Raw genomic sequence first — 18980 nt, 5'->3', positions numbered from 1 at the left:
TCGGCGACCTTCCAATCGTAAAAATCTTTAAATTGACTGATTATTTTCATAGTTCTCCTCTATCCTCTCCCCCTGCACATACTCTGCTCTCGCAGACTTCCTCTCCGAAAGAGAGGGGGAGTTGCAGGGCGTTTAATTAAAAATTTTACAAAATTAATGATTTTTGTCGAGAGCCTCGACTCGCATTTTTGTTTTTTTTGTTGTGGTTGATTGTAGGGCAAAGATATATCTTTGCCGTTCGTGTTTTTGCCGTTTTCATTTCTTGCGTTTTTGATGCACTTTGGCAAAGTTCAAAACTTTGCCAAAGTTGGTTGCGGTTCGTTCTCGTAAAAACAAAAAATAATTGCCAGTCGAGGCTCTCGACCTTTGCCAAAGTTGGTTGCGGTTCGTTCTCGTAAAACAAAAAACAATTGTTCGTTTATTTTTGGCGGAAGCGATGTATCGCTTCCCTACGGCGACACGAATTTTTTATCCACCTCAAAACAAATCAATTACCATAGCCAAACACACGCAGATAATCGGTGGTTTCCTCGAATTGAAATTCGCCAAAACTTGCCAAATAGCGTTTGATTTGGGCGAGGTCTTGCGTTTCTTCTGTGGGGGCTATCAGATTGCCAATGTGTGTTTTACGGCTTATTTTCCGAAATTCCACATACCAGATTTCCTTGTACAGTGTGGGAGCCTCGGCGGTGGTGATGGCGTTGGAAATGTAATCAGGGCGAATGTAAGTTGTTAAATCATCTGTTATGTTACTAAATACCAGCTCATTAACGCAGTTTTCAAAAAAGTTGTAAATCTCGCATTGTTTGATAACTCCTTGATTTTGACAAACTTTCATAAAAAACTTCTGCCACTTGGCATTGCTCATAAATGCGTGGGCAAAAGTCTGCACTTTTTTGTCTAATCGCAATTTGTATTTTTGAAAATCCGCCTCGCTGACAAAGAAATTTTTGTATTCCATAATTTACTGATATTTAGTTTTTTATAAAAATTTTTGCCCCAAAAACTTACAGCGGTTTTGGGCTTAATCGCCCTTGAAATTCGGAAAAGCTATCGGCGTATTTTTCGCAGAGCCAATAAACATTACCATTTTCCCAGTCTTCATCATCTTCATAAAACGACCAAACCGAACCATCGCGTAAGTTAATGAAAATCAGTCCGTCATAAGTGTCGGCAATCACAAAACCTTTTTTCACTTCTTCTGCCGTAATGCCGCTATTGGGGTCGGTTGGCTTGATTTTGCTCAAATCATAATCGCCCTTGCTAATCCATTCGTACCAATAGGATTTTTTATCGTAACTATTTGACAATAAACCGCTTTTGGTGTAAAGTTGTATTTCTTGGTTGCTGTGATTTTCATTATTGAAAAACCACAATTGCCGATTTTCAGCACTTGGCTGATTTTCAATAAATTGCAAATAATCCGCAGGAATGGGATTTCCTAAAAATGTCGTTATCATAAATATCTATTTTTCAATCAATTAACTGCAAATATATATTTTTAGTCGTCATAAGAGGTGTACGACCAATTTTCATCGCCAAAAAGCTCCAAAAGGGCATCGAATCGCGTTTGGTTTTGCGTACCGACAAACACCGCTACAGCTTCGCCCGTTTTCCAATGGCAAATTATTACAACTTCCTGAAAATCATCGGTGTAGGAATATTGATAAATATCGTCAAAAGTGAGGATTTTCGTTCTGTTTTTCTGAATAAAATCAACGGCTTGTGGGCTTACTTTTTCATAATCCAGCACATTGGCAAAGTACCGCAGTCCGCCCATCGTGCCGTTATAAAACGCCATATCCAAGAAAAAATCCGCCAGATTTTGATGCGAGGTGTGCCACTCTAACACTCCGTCTTCCAGACTGTTACCCACCCACACAGGCGGACTCTCCTTGTCCAAATCGGTTTTGTGAATGCCCCAAAAACAAACTTCTTGATTTTCCTCGTAAATAATCAGGTAATCGTCCTTGAAAATCAATTCGTTAAAAGGCAAAAGCCGATTGTGCGAGGCATTAACTTTTTTAGCCTTACCCAGTTCAGCGTAATAGCGGTGCAACTCCTTCGGAAAGCGAATGCCCAGCCTGTTTTCGGCGGTGCGAATGCCTCTTTCGGTGAAGCCGTAATTTTTGGTGGCATCAAGGGCGTAGAGTTTTTTGATTTGCTGAATGTGCATAATTTAGTTTTTTATCGTTGTAAAATATTGTTTTTCTGTTGCTTATGATGTTAAACTTCTTCTTAAAAACCTTAGATTTCGTCCAAAATTCGTTTGGCGTAAGGCTTCATATATTTGTCTTTGAGCAGGGCGATGAGGATTGGTTTTTGGCGTTCAACGGGCAGTTTTTCAATGGTGTCGAGGGCGTTGTGGCGTATGTTTATGTCCTCGTTGGGGTCGCTCACAAGTCGGGTTGCGATACCCACCAAAGGCTCAAATTCCGTAAAATTTCGCAAAGCCATCACGGCGTAATTTCGCACCAAATAATCACTTTCCTCAGCGATGATTTTTTCCAAAATTTGAGCTGTTTTTGCTTTTTTATCGCTTGGAATATCGTAAAGTCCAAGGATTTTCAAAGCCTCAATTCTCGCTAAATCATATTCTGATTCATCGGCGATAATGATGTTAAAAAAATCCCATTTTTCATCTGTTTCTTCGTATTCCACTTCTCTGATGAAGTCGTATTTTTCGTCCTCATCAAGTTGGTTTAATTTTTCAATAAATAAATTTCTCATAAGTTGCTTATTTTTAGTTTGTTATTAATCTGTCAAATTTTCGGTATACGCCTTAAAATTATTCAAAATGCTTTGCCAACCTGCCTGTTGCATTTCCGCAGAGTGTTGATTTTCAGCATCAAAAGTGATGTACATTTGGGTCTTTCCGTCTTGATTTTCAAAAATGACCTGCACTTCCCTGCCGTCTTCGAGCGTATAAACAAAGGATTTTTCAGGCGAAACTTCCTTGTAAATTGCCTTAAAATCAAAGCCGAAACTACCATCTCTGGCTTCCATTCGAGCAAAATATGCCCCACCGACACGCAGGTCGTTTTCCGCCTTTGGGCAATGCCATTCGGGTGTGGCGAAATTCCAGTGAGTGATGTGTTTCGGCTCGGTGTACGCCGCCCAAACCGTAGCAATAGACTTGTTAATCAGTGTGTTAATCTCTATTTTCAGTCGTGCGTTTTCTTCCTTTTTTGTCATTTGATATTATTAAAAAAATTACTTCCGTTTGATGGCAAAAACCAAAACCGATTGGGGTTGTAAGGTCAAAATATTGCCTTTTTTGCTTTTTAGGCGGATTTCTTTTCGTGCCTGTAACACCAAATATTCCGTTTGATTTTCGGCTTTGTAAAGATAGTCCAAATGATTGATAATCATATCACAAGCTCCGTCAATACCGCCAATTTCAAAGGTTTCACTATTCAAACGAATGCTCAGGGCGTTTGCCGAGTTGTAAAAGGTGTATTCAAGGCTTGTTTTTCCGCTGGTGGTCGTTGTTTGGTAGCGTTTGTAGCTCACATCATAGACTTCATCTGGCTCAGGTTCGATGAAAAGCGTGGTTTTACTGCCCTGAAAATCTAAAATAAACTCCTGATTTTGAGCGTTTTTAAGGAAAAGAACGCCGTTTGCCGTCCCCAAGAATTTTCCTGATGATAATTTGTCAAAAACCGAACGCGAATCGTTGTAATTGACTATTAAATCCGTATTTTGACCAAAAACGGATAAACTTATCACCAAAAAAAGAAATGTTACTATTTGTTTCATTAAGAGATTTTTTTGTAATGTTAATCTGTTTTATTTAATTTTTATCAAATCGCCATCAACAAAACCTACTGCAATGTGTTTCACAGTAAAAACTTGTAATTCAGGATTTTCCACTAACAATTCTTTTAAAATTTCAGCAACCAAAGTCAAAACTTCCTCCCAAAAAATGCTATCGGGAATTTTAAAATCGGGGCATTCAAAATGTTCAGGCGTAAAATCTTCTTCACAAGCCCAATCCGAATCCTCTTCATCATACCAACAAGCCCCCACCAAAGACAAAGAATAGGGCTCGGCTAAATTGAAATTCAATGCCACAATATCGGAAGGAATAGATTCCTCTTCCGAAATTTGCGTTAGCCAATTTTTAATACTTTTTTTAAGATTGTTTTTCATTATTCAATTGATATATAATAAGTTATTGTTATAAAACTCTTCTTATAAGCAATGTTTTTTTAATCAAATTTTTATCGCTTTTAATTCATTTTTGGCTCAAAAATACATAAAAAATTAATCAAGAACCTCGAGGCGAGAGTCTCGAGTCGAGAGCCTCGACACGCGATTTTTTTTTTGCACTTTGCCAAAGTTGGTTGGACTTCTAAATTATTCATTGTTAATTGTAAACTGTTCATTGTTAATTATTTATTCATAAATTCTGGCTCCTTTGCAAATATCGGCAAAAAGTCGCCAAGTGGCTGTATCGGCGTTGATGTTTTGCTCGGTATTGTCGTAATATTGCTGAATATCAGTTGTATAACGGCTTAACGCTTCCAAAAAATCGGACAAAGTGGCGTTTTCCCAATCTTGCGGACGATTTTCAAGGTCGGTTTTTAGGGCTTCGATAAAACGAGCAAAATCCGCACGCGTGTTTACTTCTATTTCGTTGATGTTCATATTGTTTGTTTTAACTTGTAACTTATTGTTTATTAGTGAGATATTTTACCAATCCTCGTCTTCAAAATCATCGTCAATCGGCTCGGAAGTCAGTAGTTTTTGAAACTCGCCGAAACTATCCGCCTGTTTTTGGCAAAACATATCGGCGTACCAAATCCAGACCGAAGCATCGCTCAAATTCAGGAAAATAAATCCGCCGTTGAGACTGCCGATGACAAAGCCGTTTTGCACTTCCTCCGCCGTGATTTGCCCGTTTTCCGCATTAAAATCAAGCTGTGAAAAATCCAATCCGCTTTTTGCTAAATACTGATAATTAGCAAATTGGCTATCGTACGAATGCGCCAAAAGTTCGCTTTCTGTCCAAATAAAAATCTCCTCACTAAACTGATTTTCGGTGTCGGGGTGCATCGTCAGCCAAAAATCTTGCGACTGGTAATTTTCAATAAATTGCAAATAATCCGCAGGAATGGGTTTTTCTAAAAAATTGGTTATCATACACTTATCTTTATTAAGGTTGTCATTTTTCGTCATTTAGCCTTGACGGAAATGGGTATTTTCCCAAAATAATTTCAATTCTTTTTCGGTTAGAAATCCGCCTTGATGCAGTTTATTGAGCGATTTTTCGCAAATTTCTCCGTCATCGGCACAGCCCACTTCACCAGCCCAATCGAGTAAAATACGCTCAATTATCGTTTGGTTTGAGGCTTTGTCCGCCCTGATTTCTTGTATCAAATCGGTGAGAGAATCGGCGTAAAAATCCATATCAAACGACTCTTCGTAAACGGATTTTATGGCTTGAAATTTTTCTTGGTAAGTCATATTTATCGATATTTTAACAATCGTTTTTCGTTTAGGGCGTTTTGCTCGTGGGTGATGACGGCAGCGAGGTAATTTTGCAAATCCGCAGTCGTTTCAAAATCAGGTATTTCCAACCAAGAAGGATAGTTAAGTGATTTAAAATCAACGAAAAAGCTGACCAAATTCATCAAAACCGCTTTTTTTAGTCGCCCCAGTCGCATTGCGTATTCGTAGGCAACATCCTCATCGTCAAGGGCTTCACGGATTTGGTTTTCGTAGTCGGTGAGCCTGTCCATCGTCAAAATCCGATGCAGGTAATAATCCAGAGCTTCTTGGGCTTTTTTGGTGCTTTTGTACTGGGTTACGCTTTTTAGTCGCTCGAAAATGGCGGTACGATGCTGATTATCAAGGCTTGGAATGGTGGCACAAACGGAAAGATAGCTTTCCACATCGCCCCAAATATCAAAATTTTCGGCAAACGCAACGCCCAACAGCTCGGGCAACAACGCCAAAAGTGGTTCGTATTTTTGGTCGAGCAGGAGGCTGTCGAGCAGGTCGGACAAGGTTTCGCGACTCGCCGCATTGGTCAAAGCGAATTTCTTTTGCAGCTTTTCCAAGTATTTTTGCTGTCGTTTGGTGGTACAAAACGGTGCGATTTTTTCAAAAGGAATGTTCATTTTATGATTTGATTTTTGTCGAGAGCCTCAAGTCGAGAGCCTCGACACGCGGTTATTTTTTACAAAGATACATCTTTTTGGTCGAGAGCCTCGACAGGCAATTATTTAAACTTTGCCAAAGTTTTGAAACTTTGGCAAAGTTGTGGCGTATTTACCCAAACATTTCTGCATAATGAAACGCCTCGCCGTCAAAATCGCTTGCCATTAAGCTATGTCCCAAAAACATATCGTTATCATCAAAAAAGACTTCCACATCGGCGTTTCCTAAAAAGGATATGCAATTGGCAGTCAGGTTTTTAGAAAATGCTTCGGCGGTTAGTTCCGGCTTGGTTGGGTCGTCCTCATCATCATCACCAAAACGCCAATTGTTGTTGTAAGCGGATAAATATTTTTGCGTAATACGGTCTTTGGCTTTTTGAACAAACTTCTCTGTATCCGCAAAAAAAGCATTCATAAACGCCTCAACATCTGACACTTCACAGCCGTCCAGTTGTATTCGCACCGAAATTTCGCCCTCGCCAAACGCGATTTTTCCTTCATATAAATCATCGTAATCAGGGTCGGTGCTTTTAACAAAGTCTGATAATGTGTATTTTTTCATTATTTTATTTGGTTTTAAAAGTCGAAAACCTCGAGTCGAGAGCCTCGACAGGCAGTTATTTTTTACAAAGATACATCTTTTTGCACTTTGCCAAAGGTCGAGAGCCTTGACAGGCAATTATTTAAACTTTGGCAAAGTTGGTAGCGGTTTGAACACAATCAATTGCGTATTTACGGTGGAACGGATATATCCGTTCCCTACAAGGAAATCAACTGTTTTTGTCCTGCTTCGTCGTTTAGGGCTTTTGCCGAGCGGTACAACACGGAATTTTCGCCATTTTCGTCGTAATCATCAATATAAAAGGCAAAAACGAGCATTTTATTTTCGGTTCGGTTGCCAAAAACGCCTTCCGCATCGCACTTTTTTAGGGCGTTGATAAGGCATTGCTCAAAATCGGAGCGAATTTGGTTGTAGCGGTCATAATCGTCCAAGCCCTCCACAAGCAGATACGCCTCTTTGTAGAGTGGTGTTTGTCCGTCGAGCCAGTTTTCAGGCGTTTGGCTGATAGGCACAAAATCGCCCTCGTAAATTTCGCACTCGCCCGACCAAATTGCGTTCAAAATGCCGTTGTAATCGGGGTCAGTTTCTGATTTTTGCCAGTTTTCAAAATCCTGATGGGTGATGGCGGCATTTCCCACCGCAAAAAAGTCGTCCACCAGATAAAAATAATAGGCGGCGATGTCCTTTTGGGCTTCGTCCGTTTGATTTTTGATAAAGGCAAAAGATTGACGGATTTCCGCCGCTGCCAATTGCTCAATTAATTGTTTTTGTGATTGATTCATAAATATCTATATTTAAAATTTGTTAATGCTTAATTATTTATCGTAAGGCAAGGGTCGAGAGCCTCGAGTATATAGCCTCGACAGGCGATTATTTTTTTAGCAAAGATACATATTTATTTTGTTGAGGGTTTGGATAGGTGATTATTCTTTTATACTTTGTTGTATTAAAAAAACGGGTAATTGATTAATTGTTTCATTTTTCATCATTAAAATTGGAAACATATTAAAATTAATTGTATTTTTGCAGAAAACTTTCAAAAAAATAAAAAAATGTTAGTTCAGTTTACCGTAAAGAACTACAAAACTTTTAGAGAACAAGCCGTATTAAGTCTTGTAGCATCAGGGTATGATAAAAAAACGCACGAGGAAGACAATGTTTTTCAAGAAAAAAACATCCGCCTTTTAAGAAGTGTCGTTGTTTATGGAGCAAATGCCAGTGGGAAAAGCAAATTAATAGAGGCTTTAGCTTTTATGAAAAAAATTGTCTATGGCAGTGCTAGTGATAGCCAGAAAGGGCAAATTATTCCAGTGGAATCCTTTTTATTGAACCAAGAAACTGAAAATAAACCCTCTGAATTTGAGATTATTTTTATAAGTGAAAATGTTCAATACCGATATGGATTTGAAGTTACCAAAGAAAAAGTGATTTCGGAATGGCTTTATCGAAAAGAAAAGGTAAAAGAAGTAGAGATTTTTTATAGAGAAGAAAATAAGGCAGAATTTCACAATACTTTGTTTTCAAACGGAGCGTTTATATGGAATAAAAGTATGGTCAGAGACAATGCCCTGCTTCTTTCAGTGGCTGCTCAATTTAATGATGATATAGCCAATAAGGTAGTACAATATTTTTCAAATGAAATAAAAATAATTTCAGGAATACAAGAAGAGGGATTTGAAGGGTTTACTATCGAGAAAATAGATTCCGACAAAGGAAAGAATGAAATTTTAAAAATGCTAAAAGCAGCCGATATAGGCATAGAAGATTTAAAAGTAGAAACCATAGATAAAGAGAATTTACCAAAAGATATGCCTGATGAATTGAAAAAAATATTCCTCACAGGAAATCTAAAAATTTATTCAGATTCTAGCGTATTTACTTTTCATAAAAAATTCGATAAACACCAAAAACAAATTGGCAACACATTCTTTTCCTTAGAAGAGGAATCTGCAGGTACTAAAAAGTATTTAGCTTTGTCAGGTCCTATTTTAGATGTTTTGAAAAATGGATATACTTTGGTCGTTGATGAGTTGGACTCCAAACTTCATCCTAATTTAGTTGAGGAGATTGTACAGCTATTCAATTCAAAAGAAATTAATATCAAAAACGCTCAACTGATTTTTAACACTCACAACACCAATCTATTAACGCCAAGATTGTTTAGAAGAGACCAAATTTGGTTCACTGAAAAAAACGAATATGGAGAGGCTTCTCTTTACTCTTTGGCAGATTTTAAAACCGATAAAGTCAGAAAAACAGATGCTTTTGAAAGTAATTATATTAGAGGAAAATATGGAGCTGTACCTTTTTTGAATTTATTTGAAAATTTTAAAGATTATTTAAAGTCTGATGAAAAGGAAAAATAGCAAATCCCCATCATTAAAAAGACCACGAGCAACAAAAATTGTAGGGAAAACTTTTCTGATTGTTTGTGAAGGGAAGAATACAGAGCCTAATTATTTTAACCATTTTAGAAAACCCACCATTACCATAAAAACCCAAGGGACGGGCTGTAACACCATTTCCTTAGTAAAAGAAGCTGAAAAATATTCAAAACAAGAAAGTTATGATGAAGTTTGGTGTGTTTTTGACAAAGATGATTTTCTTGACAATAACTTTAACCAAGCAATTGTCAATGCAGAAACAAAAAATTTTAAAGTGGCGTACTCCAATGAATCGTTCGAATATTGGTTTATTTTGCACTTTGAAGACCATCAAGGAGGTGCTATGAGTAGAAAACACTACAATAGAAAGATTAATGGATACATCAACCCATTAGGAGCTGTTTATGATGGAGATGGAGATAAAAAGGTTTCAGAAGCGTTTTTTAATCTGTTAAAAGAAAGAGTAAAGTTTGCTATTGATAGAGCCAGTAGAAACCATCAAAGGCATATCAATGATGGACGCACACCTGCTCAATCCAATTCTTCTACCACCATTTATAAATTAGTGGAAGAAATTCTAAAACACTGACAGAAAGCACTTATTGTTAAGTATTTACCCCACCCCAAAAATAAAATCAGAGGCTTTTAAAAATCGTACGACCACATCGTCCGTCCAGCCCAGATGGTCGTATTTGCGGTGTCGCTCCAATGATTTCACTTGCCGAGCCACATTTTCAAGGCTTTCCGAACCGATTTCAGTTGCCAAATGACGGTATTTTTTCAGCCAAGCCGCTTTGGGCTGACTGCCCGATGCCGTGTCAAAGAGTTGCAATAGCTCGTTTTTTCGTGCGAAATCCGTCCAATTATCTTCCGAAAATGAATTGCTAAACAATTGCTTCACAACAAGATAACAACCTTGCTCGTTTTTCACCTCAAAATTCGTTACCCAAACCATCAGCTCGTGGTCCTCGGCTTTGATGAGCTTGATTACTTTTTTAAAAAACTTAATGTCGTGATGAAATCCCTTATCGGAAATAAGCAACAGCACGACGCTCAAAAATGCCTGTCTTTCAACGGTTTTCCAAGATTTTTCGATTTTGTTTTTTGCTACAATCCGAAATAAATTTTCCAGCAAATCGCCATTCGGAGTTACTTCCAAAGGAGATTTTACATAATTGGCAATGGTGACCAACTGGGCGGACGAAACCGCTTCATTTTCGTTGGCATTCCGAAATAATTTTTGCAAAAGCACTCTGAAAATTCCGCCTATCTGCACCTCTGTAAGACAGGTGCCGTCAAAAACATTTAAAAAATTCATTGATTTTGCCATCAAATAGACAAAAACGGACTCATTTTGCAAAGATTTTACCAATTCATTGCCCTTTTTATCGAAAATTTCCTCTTGTTTGAGTCTTTCGTGGTGCGTTTCCTTTGTGTAATCGTTGATTTTTTGGTGTTGCGATAGGATTTCATCAAAAAACGAATCGATTTTTTGCGTTTCCGCAGTCGGAATTGCTAAATTTTGAGCTAAAATTCGTGATTTTTCCTTGTCGGTTTGTCGAAATTGCGAGTAATTGTCCCCCATTTTTAAAATTTCTTGTATTTGGAGTCGTTTTCAAGGTAGCGAAGGCAATATTTTCGCGTGTCGGCTTCGCCTCGTGTATGCTCGATTTTTTGGTACAAGGCTCGGACTTTTTCGGAAAAACCGCCGATTTTACGCGTACACAAAACCCGCGTTACCGTATAGCCCCAATCGGTGGGGATTTCATCGATAGAACGCACATAATCAGCAATTTGCTTATCCATTTTGGCGTCGCACATCGTGTCTAAAAAACCGAATCTCGCTGCTACGGAATATTTCTCATCATAAAAAACCTGCAAAATGGCGTTTTGCACTTTTTCGGATTTTGCCAACTTCGGATACTGGCGTTTGAGTCCGCTGCCGATACGCAGGGCGATGGTGGCGAGTTCGTACTCATAGGCGATTTTTGCCCACGAGTCCGCCACACGAAACGGCTCTTGGAAATTGTCGAAAGCAAAATGAACCGACTCAAAAAGGTGAGCCACCAAACTTTCCTCCGTAAATTGTTGATTTTCATCAATAAATCGATACATCATCGATAGCATTTTTTGGTCTTTTTCTGTCATATTTTTTGTTGTTTTTGGTCGTTGTAGGGGCGAATTGCAATTCGCCCTTACAGTGTTCTAAAACTTTGCCAAAGTTTTGGAACTTTGGCAAAGTTGGTTGCGGTGTATAATCTTGGGGCTTTGAATGTTGCTTTTAATTCATCAAACAAATCTTCACTAAACATCGCTTGACCCAACCTACCGAGCCTATTTTATATTTCCTAAGAATTGTTTAAATTCTTTTGTTAAATCTTTAGAAATAAATTTTTCCATTTTTAATAACTTAGGTTTGCATTTAGCGCCTTCTATTTTATATATAGTCCACATAATTTTTTTGTGCAAAGAATAATAAGCGTTGAATTTGTGTTTTTGATATTTAATTTCAAAAGCTTTGTACAGAAATGCCAAAGAAGATAAGCTGTTATTTTTTTCTAATACATATACTATGTCTTCCTGCCAAGGATGCCAATCTTCTAACAATAATAAATGACATAATTCCAATAACTCCTGATTAAGTTCATTTGGATTTATCATAGTTATAGCATTTTCTAAATAACGGGAATTTTTTATTTCACAAGAAAATCTTATATAATCAGCAATTAAATCATTAAAATTTATATATTGTTTTTTATTTTCTGAATTTACAATATTAATCAAATCATTATCCGAGATAACTTCACTAATGTAGTCATCAAAAACATTATCAATACAATCAAAATTTTTCACGGCAATACTTTATTTACTATTTTAAATGAAGAAATATTTTTACTAAAAGATTTTAGTGCTTTTCCATTACCCAATCCAATATTTACTACACCATTCTCTCCTTTAAAATAAGCAGAAGGCTTGGGTAAGTTTGGGTTGAGCCTTGCAAAATCCAATCTATGGGCTATATGCTTAAAATTCAAATTGTTAGAATAGTGCATTTTATTTTTTTATATGATAATGTTTTTTCAATGATTTTCACAATAGCATCCCAATCGCCTCCGCCCAAACCAGCGCCAAATTTTGGAGCCTGTATATTTAGACGATGCAATAAGGCATAATCAGCTACTTGATTTAAACAGTTTTCCAAAGCTTTGTAATCTAATTTTTGTGATAAGTCATTTGCATTTCTTTTTACGCCGTTTTGAGCCAACATATTAGCAATAACAACATTTTCATCTGCGCTAAAAAAGTTCACATTACCCAATTCAAAATCAGTTCCTTTATTAAACCAATTGACATAATTTTCCTTAGCTTTCGGATATTTTTTTGATAAGGATAAAACAAATCCTTTTCCCCATTTGCCAACATTATTAACAATATGTAAAATTAAAGTTCTTTCTGATAGTGGATTTGTTGCATCTCCTTGTTCATATTTAATAAATTCAGTAAGATTTACCCCGTCAATTGATTTTTTCCACATCGATTCAAAATCATCTTTTGTTATATATTTAGTTTCACTCAAATCTAAATCTTCAAGAGTCCCATCATACAGCAAATATCCAATATCTTCATTCCAATCTTGTAGATTTGATGAAGCATAATAGTTATCATTAATACTATTTATTTGTCTTGTGCATACATTATTGATAAACTCACTATAAGTTAAAGCCAAACCTTTTAAACATTCAACTTCGGCACTTAGGTATTTTTTTGTCTGCATTTAATGTTATTTTTGGTGATATGATTCTATTGCCTGACGACTGATAAACATCTCCACATCACTATCGTAATGGTGAAATCTATTATGGTGAAGTCCAACCTGCATTTGCTATAAAATTAAATCCCCTTAAATGTGAATGGGGATTTTTGCTCCATAGATGCCTTTTCCAATATTGCAAAAAAATCATCAAATTCGGGAAATAGAAAATATATCGCAACTTCTTCACAAGAATCATCGCCATTTAAAATAACCGGAATTTTGCGATTGAAATCAGAAATATGAACGTGAATTAGTGTTCTATCCCAATAATATATTTTTCCAAAATTATCTAATAGAAAAAAATTGCCGCCCGGGTCTTCCGCTATAATTATACAGTCGAGAAAATCTTTAATTTCTGGCAAATATTCATTATTTATTTCTATTAATTCTTCCGGTTTAAAAATTTTTAGAATTTCAACCAGACTATCGTCAAGAAATTCTACTGAGAAAGTTGCATAATTTTGATGGTCTATATATATGCCACCGTAATTTAATAAAAAACTTTTATAGCTATATGAAAATTTAAAATCCAATTTTTTTTCCAAATTTAAGACTTCAAATTCTGATAGCTTTTGAAAACAATAAAACATAATAATTTCCTATATACAATTTGAATTTTTAATACACCGCCATTTGAGTAAATCTATTATAGTGAAGTTCTTACATCAAAGTATTGACCTTGAAAGCAGATGGGTTGTAATGCTTTTTTAGCAATAACCGTGCTATTAATGCCTTGATAATAGCTATTAACTGGTTACTCAAAAACACACAATTCAACATCACTATTTTCAAATAGCGATATTAATTTATGTTTAATTTCTTTAATTTCTTTATTTTCTTCAAAGGAAATTTCTATAATTTTTACTCCCTGTTTATAAATATTTTCACTTTCATTCAAAACAATTTCTATCAAATTATTTTTAATCGTTACCTTTTTAAATCCACCATCATTAGCATATTCTTGTGAGCAAAATTCATAATAATATAAGTCTGAATGGTCAATTTCTCTTTGCAAGATTAGATATTTTTTGGGGTTTGGTTTTTTGCTATCAGCAAAAGCAATTGTCAATATATCATCTTCTATGTAATAAACCGAATTTTTAGATTGAAATTTCATTTTAAAATCCTTCAACAATTAGATTTTGATTTACGCTTTTTTCTTTTTCTTCCAGCAGACCAATCATCTGCTTCCGAAGACTTATAAATTATATCAACTTCATTATCAAATATTTCTTTTATTCCAAGTGCAAACTGTAAATCTGATAATTTCTTATGATTTTTATTTAAAGCCTGTTTAAACTTTCTTTAAAGAAGTAAAAGTTCCAAGAAATTTTAGTATTTTTGTTTTGCATAACAACTTAAAAATCACGGAATTTTGAGCAAAGATACAATAAAAAAATGGATTATTTCACATTTGAGCGTAGGAAAAAGAGGGTTTAAAACAAAATTTGATTTGTCAAATAAATCTTTGCAAAGATATTAACTTTTGCAAAAAACAAACAGCTTGTATGGCTATGCGTTTTATTGTTGGTAAGCTCTTGCGGTGTGCCTAAATGATTGCAAAGATAATGATAAATTTTAAATTTTTCACAATCCTTATCATAACTTTGCACCGCCCTTGCCACAGGTTCAAAGCTCTCATCATCATACACTGTTGTGAATACAAAGTCTTTGGTATATTCCTGTATCTGTTTATTACCCTCCCAGAGCATCAGCATTGTGCTGTGTTCGGTTTTATCTGTCTTTCTTAGATGTAGTAAAGTGGTTGGATAACGAACTAACTTGCCTTGTTGATTGAGTTTGTGTAACTTTTCAGTTTTTGCGTGTTTGGCAATGCGTCTGCCAAAGGCATCGTAGTGGTAGCAGGTTGTTGTTCTTTGAACTTGTCGTCCTATGTCGGTGATGGTGATGGTCTTTTGTAGTTCGTTGTTGGGGTTATAGATAAATTTAATAGACTTACGATAACCAATCAAGCTGTTGTCTGATTGGTGGATGGGCTGATTGGTTTTGGGGTTTATGGGTACTTCAGTTTTGGTTTTGATATTGCCATGGGTGTCGTAGGTGTAGGTAATGAATTTTCCTTTGCTAACATCCACTTGCTTACCTAGGGTTTTAGTCGCTTTGATAAGCCTCTGAAGAAAGTTTAATGTCAAATTCTTTTTCCATTTTTAAGAATTGCTGAAACATTTCTTCTTCATACAAATTCGGGAAAATTTTATGTTTGAAATAATCAAAATCTTTTTGGTATTTGTGGTTGAATAAAAGCCGTGTTTGGATATGCTGTGGAGAATATACGGTCTCCATTTCATATTGCAAAATATCTTCCCTGTCTTTTATACAATCAAGGTCGTTATTTAATCTTATACTTTCTTGATTTTCAATCTCTTGAAACAAACAACCACCTTTTAGATAGAATTCGCCTTTATGGAAATTCTCAATTTCATTCAAATGAGCAACCCAATATTTATCAGGAATAATGATTTCTTCTAAAGGCTTGACTTCTTTAGGTGTAATTTTTCGCTCTCCAAAATCCTGAATAGTTCCCATTGTATGAACAATCATTATGATTTTTTCTTGGCTTAAATCTACATCTAGCCAATTATCTGTATCTCTAAAAATATTGAAAAATGCCATTGTGTGCTTTCTTTCCGACATTTGGCAGAGTGTATAAATATTTTCCGCCAATTTGAGCGAAATTACCGCATTTTCTTTCCAAAAGAATCTCATTTTTAACTGTCCGTTATTTAACAATCTGGTTTTGAGTTTGTGTAACTTTTCAATGTTTGAGCGTTTGGCAATGCGTCTGCCAAAGGCATCGTAGTGGTAGGTGGTGGCAGATTATCTCATACCTATGACGTCTAATATGTTTTTTGTCTGTAAATCATAAATAAATGTATATCCTTGCCCATTCTTATATTGTCCATTGACGGCTATCTCGAATGGTATTCCATCTATATAATTATCAACATTCGGTATAAAACTAATAGATAAAAAATTTTCACTTAATAGCTGTATCTCTATTTCATAATTATCTAAGCTATATTTATTATTAGTGATTTTTATAAAATAATCTTTGGCTAGGCAAATTATCGTAATTACTGTTCCTGATAATTCATAATCAACATTATAATTACTATTTTTCAAAATCAACCAAGGTTTTTCTTCATATTTCATATTGGTAGTGTTGTAAAAAGTATGATGCTATAAAAAGTTGACAATCAGGTAAAAATGCAGTATTTTTGTTGAATGCTAATCACAATTACACTGCATTGCCCCGATTATCAAAGCACGAAGATAGTAAAAAATGGGAAAAAATCTTACGGAAAGTAAAATTATCTTTGCAAAGATATTAACTTTTTGCAAAAACAAACAGCTTGTATGGCTATGCGTTTTATTGTTGGTAAGCTCTTGCGGTGTGCCTAAATGATTGCAAAGATAATGATAAATTTTAAATTTTTCACAATCCTTATCATAACTTTGCACCGCCCTTGCCACAGGTTCAAAGCTGTCTTGGTCGTACTCATAATGACTGTGGTTGCCTACCTCATCAGTGTGGGTAGCCTAAAACTTGAAATAAATCACCAACTTTTTCCCATTCGCCATTAAAATTTTCTCTACAAGAAGTTTTTAACTCAGTAATCTTAATATATGTCTTGTCAATCAATTCAGGTTGATTGTATTTTTCGGCATAGGCTATCATAAATAAAGCATAGGATAAAAATGGCGGCATTAGCCATTCCCAATGGCGTGGGCTAAGATTGTGCTTTAATACCAATGACTCATCAGAATATTTTAAATAAATTTTTTCAAAATCTAACACCCTTTGTGATAAAATTTGAGCGTAAATCATTGACGGGGCGGACGGGTCAATGGTAATATCGCTAGCTTCAATATGTTCACTAATTGTTCTAAAACCGACAACCAAATATCTATCGTCTAAAATACCACTAAATTTTTCTTTCACAATTTCAGTTAAATTTAGGAAAGAAATATTTTCAAAAGTCAATAGTTTATATATTTTTTGATTGCGAAAATGAAACCCAAAATACCATTCAAAATCAAGATATTTCTTTTTTAAAAAGAAAGTTTCATCTATTTGTGCAATTTCCCAGCCATAGGATTGAAGCTGATTGGCTAACTCCAAGCCCAATTCTTTTTGATATTTTTTGCGTTTGCTCATATTATTCACCTAAGTATTTTACCAGTAGCAGGGTTAACAGTAACTTGCAATTGCAATTCGCCCTTACAGTGTTCTAAAACTTTGGCAAAGTTTTGGAACTTTGCCAAAGTTGGTTGCGGTGTGCCTGAATGGTTGGTATTGATAAAAAGTTTCTACAAACCATTAGTCGGTATATTTAACAAACCACATTTTCACTTGGTCTCCTGTGTTTAATCCTGCGTCAAGATACTTTTCCGCCTCTTCATCGGAGATTGCAGTTTCTTCATTTAGCAAATTTATTTTTTTGTGAAAACCTTTAATGCCATATACAAAAAAAATCGTCTGCAAATCTTCCGTTTTGATATTGAAATTATGTTCCGTTCCTATAATTCTCCATTCGCCGTTCTGTATGTACTTTTTTCTGTCTAATGTCGAATAAACATCTAAAACACAAGGTTTTCCAAATGTATCCGAATGGATTATCTCATCAATGGTAATGTCATTTGGATTGGAATGTGTAACATTCATCGCTTTAAACACAAAACCACCAGTGCTTAAATGAGCAATAAGCTGACCGTAGCCAAATCGTGTCCCGGTCTTATCAATCTCAAAGCAGACAATATCACCCGCCTTGATGTAGCGGAGCATCGTGCGGGGCTTCTTCTCCCAACCCCATAATGTAATTTTTGAATTCATAAGCAATTATTTTAATATTTTGGTCGTTGTAGGGGTAACCCGAGCGTAGCGAACTGGCGTAAGCAATTGCAATAAACCCTTACAGTGTTCTAAAACTTTGCCAAAGTTTTGGAACTTTGCCAAAGTTATTACCCCAACGATTGCAATTTTTTCAGTTTTTCATCGAAATCTTTTTCAAAGGGAAATTTACCGTTTTTGTCCGTCCACAGCAATTGCAGGGCGGTAAAATTTTCTGTACCGTAATAGTGGATTGCCTGTCCGAAATATTCCGAAAAGTATCGTTTTTCAACCTCTACAAAAGCCACAGGATACTGATTTACAATGTCTTGGTAACGATTTCCGACCGAAAACTGCGTTCCGCTTTGCACCGCTTCACCCACATTGTTCAGAATGTGGTGCATCGTCTCAATCGGAAGCCCCAAAATGATGATTTCAGGGTGCTGATACCGCTCCCAAAGCCCGATGGTGTAGGCAAAGGCAGGATAATCGGCTTCGGCAGGAATCATTCTTACCGCAAATCCATAATTTTCAATCTGTTGTGCGAGTGTTTTCATAAAACATATTTTTCTATTCGTACTCAAAATAAAAATCGGAAAAAAGGGCAAAATGTGCCTCTGAAATGTCGTTTGTTTTAACGATAAGCTGTTGATTTACTGCCGATTCATCACCGTTCCACGAAACATAACTATCTATGTGATAGCCTTTTGCCAGAATTTGCTTGACGATGCCGAAAAATTCACGTGTGCGGAGCGTGTCGTCGTCTTCCTCCTCTTCGAGCCAGTCTTGCAACGGACAAAAACCCACCTCCAAAGCCAAATCCTGCTCAAAAATCCGCAAGTGGCAACTACAATTATTCTTTGCCATTGTTGCAATTTCGTATTGATGCGGATATTTTAAGATTTTTCGTCTGTTTTCGCCATTTTTGGGGTCAATTTTCTCAAAAAATAGCGTTTCGGTGTCAAATTTCGCCAAATCTTCGGGCAAATCGGTGCTGAGGGTCAATACATAACACATAGCGTTTTGATTCTAAGGGATTTATTTTAATGCAAAAATACAAATAAATTACGGACTTGTTTGGGATTGTTTGCTGTGTGCCATTAAAACAACTGCGGATACAGTAATTGTTTGCTAATCATTGCATTAGCATCCATTTCATATTTGCCGACATAATGCAAATCAGGATACGAAAGTAGCACGTTTT

28 protein-coding genes are annotated in these 18980 nt (G+C 35.9%); 2 read left to right on the top strand and 26 right to left on the bottom strand.

Annotated elements, in window-relative coordinates:
* Positions 1-487: 487 nt before the first annotated feature.
* The 13 genes from Q4D72_RS09405 to Q4D72_RS09345 form a co-directional block, all read right to left on the bottom strand.
* Positions 488-961 carry a hypothetical protein gene (locus Q4D72_RS09405; RefSeq protein WP_303077592.1) on the bottom strand — a complete coding sequence of 158 codons (474 nt, stop codon included), beginning with the start codon at positions 959-961 and terminating at the stop codon, positions 488-490.
* Positions 962-1007: 46 nt separating this feature from the next.
* Complete coding sequence (locus Q4D72_RS09400; protein ID WP_303077591.1) at positions 1008-1460, bottom strand: hypothetical protein; 453 nt, start codon at positions 1458-1460, stop codon at positions 1008-1010.
* Between the two features lie 41 nt (positions 1461-1501).
* Entirely contained in the window at positions 1502-2176 is a 675-nt protein-coding gene (locus Q4D72_RS09395) for an SMI1/KNR4 family protein (protein WP_303077590.1), read from the bottom strand.
* Between the two features lie 71 nt (positions 2177-2247).
* Positions 2248-2730 carry a hypothetical protein gene (locus Q4D72_RS09390; RefSeq protein ID WP_303077589.1) on the bottom strand — a complete coding sequence of 161 codons (483 nt, stop codon included), beginning with the start codon at positions 2728-2730 and terminating at the stop codon, positions 2248-2250.
* Between the two features lie 24 nt (positions 2731-2754).
* A complete protein-coding gene (locus tag Q4D72_RS09385) occupies positions 2755-3195 on the bottom strand; it encodes an SRPBCC family protein (protein WP_303077587.1) in 441 nt (146 codons plus the stop codon).
* Positions 3196-3213: 18 nt separating this feature from the next.
* A complete protein-coding gene (locus tag Q4D72_RS09380) occupies positions 3214-3759 on the bottom strand; it encodes a hypothetical protein (RefSeq protein ID WP_303077586.1) in 546 nt (181 codons plus the stop codon).
* Between the two features lie 30 nt (positions 3760-3789).
* Positions 3790-4152, bottom strand: a complete 363-nt coding sequence (locus tag Q4D72_RS09375) for a hypothetical protein (protein ID WP_303077585.1) — start codon at positions 4150-4152, stop codon at positions 3790-3792.
* A 246-nt stretch (positions 4153-4398) separates the two neighbouring features.
* Positions 4399-4650 (bottom strand): hypothetical protein, encoded by a 252-nt coding sequence (locus Q4D72_RS09370; RefSeq protein WP_303077584.1) that lies wholly within the window; start codon positions 4648-4650, stop codon positions 4399-4401.
* Between the two features lie 45 nt (positions 4651-4695).
* Entirely contained in the window at positions 4696-5145 is a 450-nt protein-coding gene (locus Q4D72_RS09365; protein WP_303077583.1) for a hypothetical protein, read from the bottom strand.
* A gap of 36 nt (positions 5146-5181) precedes the next feature.
* On the bottom strand, positions 5182-5469 hold the full coding sequence (locus Q4D72_RS09360; RefSeq protein WP_303077582.1) for a hypothetical protein: 288 nt from the start codon (positions 5467-5469) through the stop codon (positions 5182-5184).
* Between the two features lie 2 nt (positions 5470-5471).
* Positions 5472-6125 (bottom strand): DUF6707 family protein, encoded by a 654-nt coding sequence (locus Q4D72_RS09355; RefSeq protein ID WP_303077581.1) that lies wholly within the window; start codon positions 6123-6125, stop codon positions 5472-5474.
* 151 nt (positions 6126-6276) lie between these two features.
* Positions 6277-6726: a DUF2262 domain-containing protein gene (locus Q4D72_RS09350; protein WP_303077580.1), complete on the bottom strand. Its 450-nt coding sequence runs from the start codon at positions 6724-6726 to the stop codon at positions 6277-6279.
* Between the two features lie 197 nt (positions 6727-6923).
* Positions 6924-7508 carry a DUF4303 domain-containing protein gene (locus Q4D72_RS09345; protein ID WP_303077579.1) on the bottom strand — a complete coding sequence of 195 codons (585 nt, stop codon included), beginning with the start codon at positions 7506-7508 and terminating at the stop codon, positions 6924-6926.
* Positions 7509-7778: 270 nt separating this feature from the next.
* On the opposite strand from Q4D72_RS09345, the gene Q4D72_RS09340 reads away from it, so the two are divergent.
* Entirely contained in the window at positions 7779-9092 is a 1314-nt protein-coding gene (locus Q4D72_RS09340) for an ATP/GTP-binding protein (RefSeq protein ID WP_303077578.1), read from the top strand.
* Positions 9076-9699 carry an RloB family protein gene (locus Q4D72_RS09335; RefSeq protein ID WP_303077577.1) on the top strand — a complete coding sequence of 208 codons (624 nt, stop codon included), beginning with the start codon at positions 9076-9078 and terminating at the stop codon, positions 9697-9699. The genes Q4D72_RS09340 and Q4D72_RS09335 overlap by 17 nt, the downstream gene beginning before the upstream one ends.
* A gap of 24 nt (positions 9700-9723) precedes the next feature.
* Here the strand turns inward: Q4D72_RS09335 and Q4D72_RS09330 are convergent, their stop codons facing one another.
* The 13 genes from Q4D72_RS09330 to Q4D72_RS09270 form a co-directional block, all read right to left on the bottom strand.
* Positions 9724-10695, bottom strand: a complete 972-nt coding sequence (locus Q4D72_RS09330; RefSeq protein WP_303077576.1) for a hypothetical protein — start codon at positions 10693-10695, stop codon at positions 9724-9726.
* 2 nt (positions 10696-10697) lie between these two features.
* Positions 10698-11258, bottom strand: a complete 561-nt coding sequence (locus Q4D72_RS09325) for a hypothetical protein (RefSeq protein ID WP_303077575.1) — start codon at positions 11256-11258, stop codon at positions 10698-10700.
* 186 nt (positions 11259-11444) lie between these two features.
* On the bottom strand, positions 11445-11963 hold the full coding sequence (locus Q4D72_RS09320; protein WP_303077574.1) for a hypothetical protein: 519 nt from the start codon (positions 11961-11963) through the stop codon (positions 11445-11447).
* 178 nt (positions 11964-12141) lie between these two features.
* Positions 12142-12885, bottom strand: coding sequence for a macro domain-containing protein (locus Q4D72_RS09315; RefSeq protein ID WP_303077573.1), 744 nt, complete (start codon positions 12883-12885; stop codon positions 12142-12144).
* A gap of 116 nt (positions 12886-13001) precedes the next feature.
* Positions 13002-13514, bottom strand: a complete 513-nt coding sequence (locus Q4D72_RS09310) for an SMI1/KNR4 family protein (RefSeq protein ID WP_303077572.1) — start codon at positions 13512-13514, stop codon at positions 13002-13004.
* A gap of 164 nt (positions 13515-13678) precedes the next feature.
* Positions 13679-14041 (bottom strand): Imm10 family immunity protein, encoded by a 363-nt coding sequence (locus Q4D72_RS09305; RefSeq protein ID WP_303077571.1) that lies wholly within the window; start codon positions 14039-14041, stop codon positions 13679-13681.
* Positions 14042-14360: 319 nt separating this feature from the next.
* A complete protein-coding gene (locus tag Q4D72_RS09300) occupies positions 14361-15020 on the bottom strand; it encodes a hypothetical protein (protein ID WP_303077570.1) in 660 nt (219 codons plus the stop codon).
* A 16-nt stretch (positions 15021-15036) separates the two neighbouring features.
* Positions 15037-15651: a hypothetical protein gene (locus Q4D72_RS09295; protein WP_303077569.1), complete on the bottom strand. Its 615-nt coding sequence runs from the start codon at positions 15649-15651 to the stop codon at positions 15037-15039.
* Positions 15652-15762: 111 nt separating this feature from the next.
* Complete coding sequence (locus tag Q4D72_RS09290; RefSeq protein WP_303077568.1) at positions 15763-16098, bottom strand: hypothetical protein; 336 nt, start codon at positions 16096-16098, stop codon at positions 15763-15765.
* Between the two features lie 373 nt (positions 16099-16471).
* Complete coding sequence (locus Q4D72_RS09285; protein ID WP_303077567.1) at positions 16472-17104, bottom strand: hypothetical protein; 633 nt, start codon at positions 17102-17104, stop codon at positions 16472-16474.
* Between the two features lie 162 nt (positions 17105-17266).
* A complete protein-coding gene (locus Q4D72_RS09280) occupies positions 17267-17779 on the bottom strand; it encodes an Imm26 family immunity protein (protein ID WP_303077566.1) in 513 nt (170 codons plus the stop codon).
* 128 nt (positions 17780-17907) lie between these two features.
* Positions 17908-18333 (bottom strand): DUF4262 domain-containing protein, encoded by a 426-nt coding sequence (locus tag Q4D72_RS09275; RefSeq protein ID WP_303077565.1) that lies wholly within the window; start codon positions 18331-18333, stop codon positions 17908-17910.
* A 13-nt stretch (positions 18334-18346) separates the two neighbouring features.
* Positions 18347-18793 carry a hypothetical protein gene (locus tag Q4D72_RS09270; protein ID WP_303077564.1) on the bottom strand — a complete coding sequence of 149 codons (447 nt, stop codon included), beginning with the start codon at positions 18791-18793 and terminating at the stop codon, positions 18347-18349.
* Positions 18794-18980 lie beyond the last annotated feature (187 nt).

This window comes from Capnocytophaga sp., from assembly GCF_030532915.1.
In the GTDB taxonomy this organism is placed as follows: Bacteria; Bacteroidota; Bacteroidia; order Flavobacteriales; family Flavobacteriaceae; genus Capnocytophaga.
The sequence above is the reverse complement of the archived record's forward strand: the minus strand, read 5'-3'. Positions and strand labels throughout refer to the sequence as shown.